At 67.9% G+C, this 13,002-nt stretch carries 11 protein-coding genes; 5 read left to right on the top strand and 6 right to left on the bottom strand.

Annotated features, from left to right (window positions below; all coding sequences use genetic code 11):
- The first annotated feature begins 35 nt into the window (after window positions 1-35).
- Window positions 36-1,151, top strand: coding sequence for a PilT/PilU family type 4a pilus ATPase (locus tag VGU03_RS01790; RefSeq protein ID WP_327476133.1), 1,116 nt, complete (start codon window positions 36-38; stop codon window positions 1,149-1,151).
- Between the two features lie 167 nt (window positions 1,152-1,318).
- Here the strand turns inward: VGU03_RS01790 and maiA are convergent, their stop codons facing one another.
- Window positions 1,319-1,978, bottom strand: a complete 660-nt coding sequence (gene maiA / locus VGU03_RS01785; protein WP_327478104.1) for a maleylacetoacetate isomerase — start codon at window positions 1,976-1,978, stop codon at window positions 1,319-1,321.
- Window positions 1,979-2,205: 227 nt separating this feature from the next.
- Between maiA and VGU03_RS01780 the strand changes: the two genes are divergently transcribed.
- Together VGU03_RS01780 and VGU03_RS01775 are read left to right on the top strand one after the other, a co-directional pair.
- Window positions 2,206-3,384 (top strand): phosphoglycerate kinase, encoded by a 1,179-nt coding sequence (locus VGU03_RS01780; protein ID WP_327478102.1) that lies wholly within the window; start codon window positions 2,206-2,208, stop codon window positions 3,382-3,384.
- Window positions 3,384-4,022, top strand: a complete 639-nt coding sequence (locus VGU03_RS01775; RefSeq protein WP_327478100.1) for an HAD hydrolase-like protein — start codon at window positions 3,384-3,386, stop codon at window positions 4,020-4,022. Before VGU03_RS01780 ends, VGU03_RS01775 begins: the two co-directional genes overlap by 1 nt.
- Window positions 4,023-4,192: 170 nt before the next feature.
- Here VGU03_RS01775 and tkt read toward each other — a convergent pair whose 3' ends face one another.
- Complete coding sequence (gene tkt / locus VGU03_RS01770) at window positions 4,193-6,202, bottom strand: transketolase (protein ID WP_327478098.1); 2,010 nt, start codon at window positions 6,200-6,202, stop codon at window positions 4,193-4,195.
- A gap of 240 nt (window positions 6,203-6,442) precedes the next feature.
- Here tkt and VGU03_RS01765 point away from each other — a divergent pair, with 240 nt between their 5' ends.
- Together VGU03_RS01765 and VGU03_RS01760 are read left to right on the top strand one after the other, a co-directional pair.
- Window positions 6,443-7,243, top strand: a complete 801-nt coding sequence (locus VGU03_RS01765) for a porin family protein (protein WP_327478096.1) — start codon at window positions 6,443-6,445, stop codon at window positions 7,241-7,243.
- A 203-nt stretch (window positions 7,244-7,446) separates the two neighbouring features.
- On the top strand, window positions 7,447-8,040 hold the full coding sequence (locus VGU03_RS01760; protein WP_327478094.1) for a porin family protein: 594 nt from the start codon (window positions 7,447-7,449) through the stop codon (window positions 8,038-8,040).
- A 471-nt stretch (window positions 8,041-8,511) separates the two neighbouring features.
- Here the strand turns inward: VGU03_RS01760 and VGU03_RS01755 are convergent, their stop codons facing one another.
- From VGU03_RS01755 to VGU03_RS01740, 4 genes are all read right to left on the bottom strand, one after another.
- Window positions 8,512-9,516: a class I fructose-bisphosphate aldolase gene (locus VGU03_RS01755; RefSeq protein ID WP_327478092.1), complete on the bottom strand. Its 1,005-nt coding sequence runs from the start codon at window positions 9,514-9,516 to the stop codon at window positions 8,512-8,514.
- Between the two features lie 127 nt (window positions 9,517-9,643).
- Window positions 9,644-10,075, bottom strand: a complete 432-nt coding sequence (locus VGU03_RS01750; RefSeq protein WP_327478090.1) for an energy transducer TonB — start codon at window positions 10,073-10,075, stop codon at window positions 9,644-9,646.
- Between the two features lie 563 nt (window positions 10,076-10,638).
- Window positions 10,639-12,111, bottom strand: a complete 1,473-nt coding sequence (pyk, locus tag VGU03_RS01745) for a pyruvate kinase (protein WP_327478088.1) — start codon at window positions 12,109-12,111, stop codon at window positions 10,639-10,641.
- A gap of 85 nt (window positions 12,112-12,196) precedes the next feature.
- The gene (locus VGU03_RS01740; protein ID WP_327478086.1) at window positions 12,197-12,994 is read right to left on the bottom strand and encodes a S1/P1 nuclease; all 798 of its coding nucleotides are present in this window, start codon (window positions 12,992-12,994) and stop codon (window positions 12,197-12,199) included.
- Between the last annotated feature and the right edge of the window lie 8 nt (window positions 12,995-13,002).

The raw sequence follows: 13,002 nt of genomic DNA, 5'->3' as shown, positions 1-13,002 counted from the left end.
GCCCAGAGAAAGCGCGATCAACCCAGAGGTCCCTCGTGGATATCGGTTACTTCCTCAAGCTGATGGTAGACAAGGGCGCGTCGGACATGTTCCTGACCACCGGCGCCCCGGTGAACATCAAAGTCGAGGGCAAGCTCTACCCGCTAGGCAACACCGGCCTGCCCAGCGGCATGGTCAAGAAGATCGCCTACTCGCTGATGGACGAGGGCCAGGTGCCGCAATTCGAGCGCGACCTGGAGCTCAACATGGCGCTGGCGGTGAAGGAAGCCGGCCGCTTCCGCATCAACGTGTTCAAGCAGCGCGGCGAAGTGGGCATGGTGATCCGCGCGATCAAGAGCGAGATCCCCTCGGTCGAGCAACTGCAGCTGCCGCCGATCTTCCGCGACCTGATCATGGAGCAGCGCGGCCTCATCCTGGTGGTCGGCGCCACCGGTTCGGGCAAGTCGACCACGCTGGCGGCGATGCTCGACCACCGCAATTCGAACTCGCCCGGCCACATCCTCACCATCGAGGACCCGATCGAGTACCTGCACCGGCACAAGAAGTCGATCATCAACCAGCGCGAGGTCGGGCTGGACACGCACAGCTACCATGAGGCGCTGAAGAACGCGATGCGTGAGGCGCCGGACGTGATCATGATCGGCGAGATCCGCGACACCGACACCATGGAGGCGGCGATCGCCTTCTCCGAGACCGGCCACCTGTGCCTGGCCACGCTGCACTCGAACAACGCCGACCAGACGCTGGAGCGCATCCTCAACTTCTTCCCCGAGTCGGCGCACAAGAACGTGCTGATGAACCTGGCGCTCAACCTGCGCGCGGTGATCAGCCAGCGCCTGGTGATCGGCAAGGACGGGCGCCGCATCCCGGCGGTGGAAGTGCTGCTCAACACCCCGCTGATCCGCGATATGATCCGCCGCGGCCAGATCCACGAGGTCAAGGAAGCAATGGACCGCAGCCTGCAGGAGGGCATGCAGACCTTCGACCAGTCGCTTTACAAGCTCTACAAGAGCGGCCGCATCGAACTGGAGGAGGCGCTGGCCAAGGCCGACTCGCGCGACGGCCTGGCGCTGAAGATCCGCCTTTCCGAAGGCGGTGGGGCGGAGAACGCCGAGCTGGTGGGCAACGATCCGTACGGCCTGGGTTTCTGAGCCCGGGTTTCTGAGCCCGGGTTTCTGAGCCCGGGCTTCCGAGTCCGGGCTTCCGAGCCGGTCGACCGGCAGCGAGAAAGGGCGCAGCCATGCGCCCTTTTCTTTGGGCTCCCTCTTCTTCCTGCGGAGAAGGAGCAGATCGCTTGGCGGCGCGCGGCAGCTATGCCTCAGGGCGCGTCCGGCTGCGCCTCGGGCATGGCCCGCCGGAACGCCTCCAGTTCGTTGCATGCGGCGTGGATGCGCGCGATGGTCGGCCAACGCTCCAGCGGCAACTTCCAGCGCAGGGCGTTGTAGGCCTGGGGCACCAGGCAGGCATCGGCCAGCCCGGGCGTATCGCCATGGCAATAGCGGCCGGTGGCCGAGCTGCCGGCGAGCATCGCCTCCAGCGCATCGAAGCCGGTCTCGATCCAGTGGCGCGACCAGTCGAGCTTCTTTGCCTCGTCGGTGCCGAGGTTCGCCTCCAGGTACTGCAGCACGCGCAGGTTGCCGAGCGGATGGATATCGCAGGCCACGGCCAGCGCCAGCGCGCGCACCCGCGCCCGGCTGCGCGCGTCGGCGGGCAGCAGCGGCGGTTCGGGGTGCATCTCTTCCAGGTACTCCATGATCGCCATGGACTGGGTCAGCACCCGCTCGCCGTCGGTAAGGCAGGGAATGAGCTGCTGCGGGTTGAGCGCGCGGTAGTCGGCGCCGTGCTGTTCGCCGCCGTCGCGCAGCAGGTGCACCGGCCGCGTGTCGTAGGCCAGTTCCTTGAGGTTGAGCGCGATGCGCACGCGATAGACGGCGCTGGAGCGCCAGTAGCCGTACAACGCCAGCTGTTCCGCTGCCATGTGGATTCTCCCGCCGGGTGGAAACGGCAGCATAAACCGGGCAGGCGCCGCCATGCGCGCACCCGGCGCCCTGCGCGGCAGGGTGGCCGGACAGCGGCCTGCAAAGCCGCATACCCCGGTTGCGGCGTTGCATCATGGAAACCCACACCGGACAATACGAGGTTCGCGCCCGCACAGGGCGCGTCCGTTGACCATCGATCCCGTATGTCTGCCCGAGGAGTGGCGCCGTGTCCATCACCCGCATGAGCGATCTGGAGCTGCGCGGCAAGCGCGTGCTGATCCGCGAAGACCTGAACGTGCCGATCGAGGCTGGCCGCATCACCTCGACCCAGCGCCTGGACGCGGCGCTGCCGACCATCAAGGCCGCCCGCGATGCCGGCGCGAAAGTGATGGTCCTTTCGCACCTGGGCCGTCCGAAGGAAGGCCAGTTCGATGCCGAGTCCTCGCTCGCGCCGGTGGCGCAGTGGTTGGGCGACAAGCTCGGTACGCCGGTGCGCCTGGTCGCCGACTACCTCGGCGGCGTAGACGTCGCCGAAGGCGAGGTGGTGGTGCTGGAGAACTGCCGCATGAACGTCGGCGAGGGCAAGGACGAGGAAGCGCTGTCGAGGAAATACGCCGCACTGTGCGACGTGTTCGTCATGGACGCCTTCGGCACCGCGCATCGCGCGCAGGCCTCGACCCACGGCGTGATCCGCTTCGCCCCGCAGGTGGCCGCCGGCCCGCTGCTGTCGGCCGAGCTCGATGCGCTGGGCAAGGCGCTGGAGCAGCCGGCGCACCCGCTGCTGGCGATCGTGGCCGGTTCCAAGGTGTCGACCAAGCTCACCCTGCTCGACAACCTGATCGGCAAGGTGGACCAGCTGATCGTCGGCGGCGGCATCGCCAACACCTTCATCGCGGCGGCCGGCTACGGCGTCGGCAACTCGCTGTACGAACCGGACCTGATCGACGCGGCGAAGAAGGTCATCGCCGACGCCAAGCGTCGCGGCGCCGAGGTGCCGCTGCCCGTCGACGTGGTGGTGGCGCCTGAGTTCTCGGCCAACGCGCCGGCCACGGTCAAGCCGGTCGATGCGGTCAAGGACGGCGAGATGATCCTGGATATCGGCCCGGAAACCGCGCGCCGTTACGCCGAACTGATTGCGCAAGCCGGTACGGTGGTCTGGAACGGGCCGGTCGGCGTGTTCGAATTCGACGCCTTCGGCAAGGGCACCGAAACGCTGGCACGTGCGATCGCCGATTCGAAGGCATTCTCGATCGCCGGCGGCGGCGACACGCTGGCGGCGGTCGACAAGTACGGCATCGCCGAGCAGGTCTCCTACATCTCCACCGGCGGCGGTGCGTTCCTGGAATTCCTCGAAGGCAAGGAACTGCCGGCGATGGCCGCGCTCAAGGCACGCGCGAACCGCTGATGCTCTGCCTGTTCGATCTCGATGGAACGTTGATCGATTCGGAGCACGGGATCACCGCGTGCGTGAAGCACGCGCTGGAACGCCTGCGCGTGGCGGTTCCCGCGCCCGAAGACCTGCGCCGCTGGATCGGCCCGCCGCTGCGGCACAGCTTCGCGCCGCTGCTCGGCCATGACGCGGGGCAGGTCGAGGCGGCGGTCGAGCACTACCATGAACGCTTCGATACGCACGGATGGCGCGAGCACAGCGTCTACCCGGGCATCGAGCCGCTGATCGGGCGCCTGCTCGACGCGGGACACCAGCTCGCGATCGTCACCGGCAAGCCACATCGGCATGCGGAGCCGATCCTGGCGCAGCTGCCGTTCGGGCGCGCGTTCCTGCGGCTGTACGGCCCCGATCCCTCCAGCGCAAGCAGCGAAAAGGCGGCCATGGTCGCCGCGGCCATGGCCGATTTCGGCGCCGCCGCGGAGGACACCGTGATGATCGGCGATCGCCATTTCGACATCGAAGGCGCGGTAGCCAATCGCGTGCGCGGCATCGGTGTGCTGTGGGGATTCGGCAGCCGCATGGAACTGGAGCAGGCCGGCGCGACGGCGATCGCGGCCACGCCGGAAGAACTGGGCGTACTGCTCGGCGCCTGATCCGCTCCTATTGGAAGCCCAGGGAAACCAATAGCCGGTTCTGCCAGGAACGGCCCCGCTCCCCTCCGGGGAGAGGGCTGGCGAGGGGCCGAACTTGCGCAAGCCCCTCAGCCGCCTGTCGGCACTTTCCCCCGCTCAGCCGGGGGAAAGCTCGGCAGGGGTTGCGTCGATCAGCCGATCACGCGCTTGGCCGCATCCACCACGTTCGTGACGGTGAAGCCGAAGTGCTCGAACAGCTGCGGCGCGGGTGCCGAAGCGCCGAAGCCGGTCATGCCGATCACCTCGCCATCCAGGCCCACGTACTTGCGCCAGTAGTCGGCGGTGGCCGCCTCAACCGCCACGCGCGCGCGGCACCAGGACGGCAGGATGCCTTCGCGGTATTCCAGCGGCTGCTCGTCGAACACCTCGGTACACGGCATCGAGACCACGCGCACCGGCACGCCCTGCTGGGCCAGCGTGCGCGATGCCTCCATCGCCAGCTCCACCTCCGAGCCGGTGGCGATCAGGATGGCCTTGAACTTGGTGTCGGCCGGATCGGACAGCACGTAGGCGCCGCGCGCGATGTCGGCCACCTGCTGCCCGCTGCGCTGCTGGTGCTTGAGGTTCTGGCGCGAGAACACCAGGCAGGCGGGGTTGCCCTTGCGCTCGATGGCCGCCTTCCACGCCACTGCCGATTCCACTGCGTCGCACGGACGCCACACCTGGTTGTTCGGGATGTAGCGCAGGCTCGCCAGGTGCTCGACCGGCTGGTGCGTCGGGCCGTCCTCGCCCAGGCCGATCGAGTCGTGCGTGTAGACGTGGATGGCGTGCGCCGGGATCAGCGCGCTCATGCGCACGGCGTTGCGCGCGTAGTCGGAGAACACCAGGAAGGTGGCGTCATAGGGAATGAAGCCGCCATGCAGCGCCAGGCCGTTGGCGATGGCGGTCATGCCGAACTCGCGCACGCCGTAGTAGACGTAGTTGCCCTGGCCGTCGCTGCTGTTGCCGTTGCCGGCGTCCTTGCTGCCCTTCCACTTGGTGAGGTTGGAGCCGGCCAGGTCCGCCGAACCGCCGATCAGTTCCGGCAGCAGCGGGCCGAAGGCGTCCAGCGCCATCTGCGAGGCCTTGCGCGAGGCCACTTCCGGACCTTCGGACTGCATCTTGGCGATGTACGCCTGCGCCTTGTCGGCCCAGTCGGCCGGCAACTCGCCGGCCAGGCGGCGCTTGAACTCGGCGGCCAGTTCCGGATGGGCCTTGGCGTAGGCGTCCAGCAGGGCGTTCCACTCCTGCTCGCGCTTGGCGCCGGCGGCCTTGGCGTCCCAGCCGGCATAGATCTCGGCGGGGATCTCGAAGGGCGGATACTTCCAGCCGAGCTGCTCGCGCGCCGCGGCGATCTCGTCCTTGCCCAGCGGCGCGCCGTGGCTCTCTTCCTTGCCCTGCTTGTGCGGGGCGCCGAAACCGATGACGGTCCTGGCGCAGATCAGCGTGGGCTTGTCGTCCTGCGCGGTGGCCTGCGAGATGGCGCGCTTGACCGCCTCGGCATCGTGGCCGTCGACGTCGCGGATCACGTTCCAGCCGTAAGCCTCGAAACGCTTGGCGGTGTCGTCGGTGAACCAGCCCCGCACCTCGCCGTCGATGGAGATGCCGTTGTCGTCGTAGATCGCCACCAGCTTGCCCAAGGCCCAGGTGCCGGCCAGGGAGCTGGCCTCGTGCGAGATGCCTTCCATCAGGCAACCGTCACCCAGGAACACGTAGGTATGGTGATCGACGACGGCGTGGCCCGGGCGGTTGAAGTGCGCCGCCAGCACCTTCTCGGCGAGCGCGAATCCGACCGCGTTGGCCAGGCCCTGCCCCAGCGGGCCAGTGGTGGTTTCCACGCCGGGCGTATGGCCGTATTCGGGATGGCCGGCCGTCTTCGAATGCAACTGGCGGAAGCGCTTGAGCTCGGCCATCGGCAGGTCGTAGCCGGACAGGTGCAGCAGCGCGTACTGCAGCATCGAGCCGTGGCCGTTGGAAAGCACGAAGCGGTCGCGGTTGAACCACTTGGGGTTGGCCGGGTTGTGGTGCAGGAAATCGTTCCACAGCACCTCGGCGATGTCGGCCATGCCCATCGGCATGCCCGGATGGCCGGATTTGGCCGCCTCGACGGCGTCCATGGCGAGTGCGCGCACGGCGTTGGCGAGTTCGCGGCGGGTGGTCATCAGTGAAGTCTCCGGACAAGCGGCAAAGCGCCAATTGTCGCCGATCGGGCGGTTACTGTCGCGTCATCGCCGGGCTTCCCCGAAAGAAGCCGATTAATTCAGCCTTAATCGCCCCGGCGCGGATATCGCGGAACTTCAGGCGCGCCTGGGTTCAATGCCCGGCGCGCATGCCCCGTGCGCCCTGTCCGGCCCGCTCCCCACGCGCCGGATGGCCTGGCCTCAAAATCAGGAGAGCACTCCATGAAAAGCACGCTGTACGTACTTGCCTTGGGTTCGGCCGGTCTGCTGGCCGCGCCGGTCTTCGCGCAGGACACCACGCCTCCGGCCGATCAGGCAGGCAGCCAACCGCAGGCCACCGCGCCCGCACAGAACCCGGCGCCCGACGAAGCATCCGGTGGCGGCGGCAACTACCAGTCCGGCCAGCCGGTAGGCAGCGGCAACTGGTTCATCGACGCCAACGTCGGCCGCACCGACGGCAACAGCAACGGCGGCTTCGGCAGCAACGCCAGCTCGTTCAACTTCTTCAACGGCCACCGCGGCCGCCGCACCGGCTACGGCCTGGCGGGCGGCTACCGCTGGAAGGTCGGCCATGACCTGGGACTGGGCGTCGAAGCGGGCTATGCGGACCTCGGCAACTTCCGCATACGCAACGTGTTCAATTCGAGCCCCGTCAACCAGCGGGATACCGTCAACGCGCTGCGCGGCTGGATGGTCGGCGTCAACGGCCGCATCAACCTGACGCCGCAGTGGTACGTAGGTGCGCATGGCGGCTGGTTCCGGGCCAACGACAACAACCAGCGCTACTACGACACGATCAGCCAGCAACTGGGCTTTTCCAGCGGCAAGCACGCCGGGCGCGGCAGCTGGTACGGCGGTATCGGCACCGGCTGGGATATCAATGAGCACTTCGGCGTTGGCTTGCAGTACGACTACTTCCATGCCAACGCTGGCCACTACACCAACCCGGCCACGGGCGAGCGGATAGCCGGCATCAAGCGCTCCACCGGCATCGTTTCGCTGACCGGCGAATACCGCTTCTGATGAGCACATCCGACGGATGGACGTCTAGGCGTCCATCCGTCGAAGCGGCTTCTACCTTAACGGCAAATTACCAGCGGCTTCATGGAGATTGAATTTTTCGGCCACCGGCCCCATCCAAGGAACACGCGTCGCCCTTCCCCCATTCCGGGCGCGCGCAGGCGATCGACTCCCCGCGATCGCTACAACAACAGGAGAATCTCCCCATGAAAAAGACGCTGCTTGCCCTTGCCTTCGCTTCCGCCGGCCTGCTGGCCGTCCCCGCTGCGTTCGCGCAGAACGCGCCGACCCATAACGACGGCTGGTTCGTCAATGGCAACGTCGGTCGCGCCTCGATCGACAAGGGCCCCTACAACGACCACGACACCGGCTATGCGATCGGCGGTGGCTATCGCTGGGCGTTCACCCCGTCCGTGGCGCTGGGCGTGGAGGCGGGCTACAACGACCTGGGCAACATCCACGTCAAGAACGTCTTCAACAGCAACGACGTGGTCGAGCAGGGCCGTTCGAAGCTGCACGGCTGGACCGCCGGCGTGAACGGCCACTTCAACCTGGCTCCGAACTGGTACGTCAGCGCCCGCACGGGCCTGTACAGCTGGAAGGGCCACGGCCTGAGCAATGACGTCAACCCGATCCGCAAGAGCCTGGACGACACCAGCTGGTACGCCGGCGCGGGCGTGGGCTACGACTTCAGCAACAACGTCAGCCTGGGTCTGAATTACGACCATTACGACGCGTCCAAGAACAACGTCAACCTGGACACCAACATGGTGTCGGTCAGCGCCGAATACCGGTTCTGATGCCGCTGGCGCAAGGACGCGCCGTCGTGAAAAGAAGGGCGCCCGAGGGCGCCCTTTTCTTTGGTTTCCTCTCCCTGCCGGAAAGGAGCAAGCGCATCACACACCCGACCCGTGCATGCCTCTCTTGTCCCTCACCAGGCTTAGCCAGGCCGTTTCTTTTTGGCCACTTTTCCTTACTCCGGGCATCCTGCCCTTCGCCTTTCGGGCCAGCTTCACTGTTCTCCCGCGCTCCCGGCGCCGGCGTGGGCCAGCAAAGGAAGTGACCCGAGCGCCGCAGGCGGTCGGAAGCTCTTCGCGGACGAACCCAATCGCGAAGCGCCGCGCGAGGACGACAGCAACGCACGATCAGCCATCCCCGCGAGCCCCGGCCCCTCACCCAACCCTCTCCCCGGAGGGGAGAGGGCGCAAACGAAAAGGGCGCCTTGCGGCGCCCTTTTCTACATACCGCATTGGAACTGGCCTAGCCGGAACTCAGCCGTTCCACTGCCCCAGCGCAGCCAGGCCGTTCTCGCGGGCGCGCGCGGCGACGGTCTTCTGGGCCTCGGCGTAGTTGCCCTTCATGTCCTTGGACCACAGCTTGAGCGCCGCCTGCTGCATGGCGCGGCCATAGGAGAAGGACAGCGGCCAGGGATGCGGCCCGATGTGGTTCATGGCGTTCAGGTGCGCGGTCGACTGCTCGTCGGTCTGGCCGCCGGAAAGGAACACGATGCCCGGCAGCGAGGCCGGCACGGTGCTCTTGAGCACGCGCACGGTGGCCTCGGCCACCTCCTCGACCTCGGCCTGTTCGTCACAGTCCTTGCCGGGGATGACCATGCTGACCTTGAGGATGGTGCCCTCGAGCATGACGTTCTGCTCGTATAGCGCGTTGAACAGGCTGCGCAGCACCGCTTCGTGCACCTCGTAGCTGACCTCGATCGAGTGGTCGCCGTCCATGATCACTTCCGGCTCGACCATCGGCACCAGGCCGGCTTCCTGGCACAGCGCGGCATAGCGGGCCAGGGCGTGGCAGTTGGCTTCGATCGCGGTGGAGCTGGGGTTGTCGTCGGAGATGTTGATCACCGCGCGCCACTTGGCGAACTGCGCGCCGAGCTTGACGTACTCGGCCAGGCGCTCGCGCAGGCCGTCCAGGCCCTCGGTGACCACGTCGCCCGGGAAGCCGGCCAGCGGCACCGGACCCTTGTCGACCTTGATGCCCGGGATGATGCCGTTCTTCTTCATCACCTCGGTGAAAGGCACGCCATCGCGGGTCTTCTGGCGGATCGTCTCGTCATACAGGATCGCGCCGGAGATGTGCTCGGAAAGGCCCGGCGCGGTGAGCAGCAGCTCGCGATAGGCGCGGCGGTTCTCTTCGTTGTTCTCGATGCCGACGGCCTCGAAGCGCTTCTTGATCGTGTTGGTCGATTCGTCGATCGCGATGATGCCCTTGCCGGGCGCGACCATCGCCTGGGCGATGCTTTCAAGGTCTTCGATGCTCATGAACGACTCCGTGCAGGACGAGGCGGGGACACCGCAATGGATTTCCTGCCGCCTTCGGCGGCCGGTCAAAGAACCGCCGATTATAGCCGCAAGCGTCAAGGCCGTCGTGACGGCCGCGCCGTAGGCCTCAGGGGGCGTAGCCGGTCAGCCGGCAGGGCGCCATCACCTTCTGCTGGCCGGCCGGATCGGACGGCGCGTTGAAGGGCACGGTGTAGTAAGTGGCGACCGGGTCGTGGTTCTTGTTGGACAAGGAGGGGCCGTAGCGGAAGTTGGAGACCGCGCTCATCGCGATCTGGCCGAAGTCGCCCTGGGGCACCACCTTCTCGACCTTCAGGTCGCGCGGCACGCCGTCCGAACCGATCATGTAGCTGACCGAGGCGCAACCGGGCTGGTTGACGCCGCGCGCGCTGTTGGGGATGTCGATGTCGACCTTCTGGTTGATCAGGATCCAGTGCTCGTACAGGTGCTGCGGATCGACCTTGTTCAGCGATTGCGCCATGGCCGGAAGGCCGGCGGCGAGCAGCGCCACGAGGGCGAGACGGCGGACGGTGGGGTTCATGGCGACCTCCTGGGCATGGGGGCGCAGTGTAGCGCCGTCATCGTGAGCACGGCCGGCCTCCCTCCCTCCGGAAATGTTGCTCGCGGGGAAGCTGGTGTGGTGCTGTCTTCTGCGAAGAGCTTCCGATCGCCTGCGGCGCTCGGGTCACTTTCTTTGCTGGCCCACGCCCGCGCCCGGAGCGCGGGCGAACAGCGAAGCTGGCCCGAAGGGCGAGGGGCAGGATGCCCTGAGTAAAGAAAGTAACCAAAGAAACGGCCTGGCTAAGCCCGGTGAGAGATAAAAGCCAGGTGCCTTTACGCCTTGCCGGGTCGGTCTCTTGCTCATAGAGGACCTGCAGCCGCTTTGCCGCGGGCGCTCGGGAGCTGAGGCGAGAAAAGGGTGCGCTCGGCCAGACAGTGCGACGGCTCTGCTCCCTCTCCCCTCCGGGGAGAGGGTTGGGGTGAGGGGCGGGGCTTGCGGGAAATGGACTGGTGCGTGCCTGGTTTCGTTGGGCTCTTCCCGCGAGCCCCGGCCATCACCGTTGCCCCTCCCCGAAAGGGAGAGGGTTCAAGCGCGCCTCGGCTTCAAAGATCGCGCAGGCTTTCCACGATGCCCTCGGCGCCGACCAGCAGCAGCTTGAGCGTGTTGGTGCCGCCGCCGGCGCCGACGCGGTCGCCCTGGGTCAGCACCACGCGGTCGCCTTCGGCCAGCTTGCCCAGCGCGAACAGCTGGCGCACGGCTTCGCGCGCGTTGGCGGCCGAACTCTGGCTCACCTGGTCGAACGCCACCGGCTGCACGTCGCGCAGCAGCAGCATGCGCCGGCGCGCATCGGCGGCCGGCGAGAGTGCGTAGATCGGCACCGCGCTGCGGTAGCGCGACAGCCATTGCGCGGTGGCGCCCGACTCGGTCAGCGCGATCAATGCGCGCACGCCTAGCTGGCCGGCCAGCACCATCGCGGCCAGCGCGATCGCCTGGTCGGCGCGGTCCAGCCGGTGCCCGGCGGAGGCCAGGTCTTCCTTCGGTTCGAACTGGCGCTCGGCGCCCAGGCAGATGCGGCGCATGGCGGCCACCGCCACATCGGGGTGCGCGCCGGCGGCGGTCTCCTGCGAGAGCATCACCGCGTCGGTGCCGTCGATCACCGCGTTGGCGACGTCGAGCACCTCGGCGCGGGTCGGGATCGGCGCGGTCACCATCGACTGCAGCATCTGGGTGGCGGTGATCACCGCGCGGTTGCGCGCCACTGCCTCGCGGATGATCTTCTTCTGCAGGCCGGGCAGTTCGGCGTCGCCGATCTCCACGCCCAGGTCGCCGCGGGCGACCATCACGGCGTCGGAGGCATCGATGATCTCGCCCAGCATGGGGATCGCATCGGCGCGCTCGATCTTGGCCACCAGCGCGCCGTGGCCGTCGGCCTCGCGCAGCAGGCGGCGCGCGGTTTCCATGTCCTCGGCCGAGCGCACGAACGAGACGGCAAGGAAATCGGCGCCGATCTCGGCCGCCAGCTTGATGTCGGCCCGATCCTTGTCCGACAGCGCCGCCACCGACAGGCCGCCGCCCTGGCGGTTGAGCCCCTTGCGGTCGGAAAGCCGGCCGCCGATCAGCACCTCGCAGCGCACCTGCGCGCCGGCGACCTCGACCACGCGCAGTGCGACCAGGCCGTCGTCCAGCAGCAGCACGTCGCCGGCGACCACGTCCTGCGGCAGCTGGTGGTAGCTCACGCCGACGCGGGTGCGGTCGCCCGGCGGGGCACCGGGCGAGCAGTCGAGCACGAACGGATCGCCCGGCTGCAATTCGATCGGTCCGTTGGCGAACTTCTCGATGCGGATTTTCGGACCCTGCAGGTCGGCCAGGATGCCGACCTCGCGCCCGACGGCCGCGGCGGCGTCGCGCACCGCCGTGGCGCGGGCGCGATGGTCCTGCGGCTGGCCATGGGAGAGGTTCAGGCGGACCACGTCCACGCCCTCGGCGATGATCCGCTCGAGCATGCCGGGTGAGTCGGTGGCGGGACCCAGGGTGGCGACGATCTTGGTGCGACGCAAGTGGTTTTCGGGGTTCATGCCGGCAGGCTAGCAGATGCCGGCGGCGCCGCGAGCGCGCTGCAATCGTATGCAACGCGGGCTGCGACGGCCGTCGCGCACGGGCTCAGCCGAGCGTGCGGTTGAGCAATGCGGCCAGGCGCCGGCCGGCCTCGCGCAGGCGCCGTTCGGCCAGCGGGAGCTCGGCCTGCACGTAGGGCGCCCCTATCGTATGGCCGTCCGGATAGATGTCGCGGGTGAGCCGGCAGGATTCCTCGGCCCAGGCCGCATAGGGCGCGGCCGAGGCCGGCGGCAGCGCGACTGGGCCGCGGGCGTCCAACTGCCGCGCGTAGTCCTGCCATGCCAGGGCGCGGCTGCGCAACAGGCCCGAATCCCACACCCGGTGCAGGTTGCTGCCCTTGCCCTCGAACTGCACCTGGTAGGTGTTGCCGCCCTTGTCGTCGCGGTAGCCGGCGTGCAGCGGCTGGTGCACGTCGCCGACGAAGTGCACGACGAACTTCAGCGCCTCGCGGCGCGCCTCGTCGCTCTGGTGGCGGTCGCCGAGCACGGCGACGTAGTGGTCCAGCGCGCCGACCACGCAGTGGCCGTCCGGGCAGTCGCGCGGCGGCTCGTAGTGGCACTGGCGATCGCGGAAGTTGATGTAGTGCAGGCTGCGCGTGGCCTTCCACAGCGACTGCTGCGCGGGGTCGTCCTGGATGTCGTCGGCCCAGGTGGCGACGTCGGCCAGGCGGCACGTATGTTCGGGCGCGAGCAGCCGCTCGACCTGCGCCTCGGCGGCGGGGCTCAGGTGACGCTGCGCCAGCTCGGCCACGATGCGGTGGCCATCGGGGCCCCACGCATGGGCGTCGGGAACCAGCAGGAAGCAGGCGAGCAGGAAAACGGCATGGCGGCGCGGGCTGATCATGGTGTGCA

The sequence above is a fragment of the Frateuria sp. genome, assembly GCF_035944355.1.
In the GTDB taxonomy this organism is placed as follows: domain Bacteria; phylum Pseudomonadota; class Gammaproteobacteria; order Xanthomonadales; family Rhodanobacteraceae; genus Frateuria_A.
Note: the sequence above shows the minus strand (reverse complement) of the source record. Positions and strands in the feature narration are given on the sequence as shown.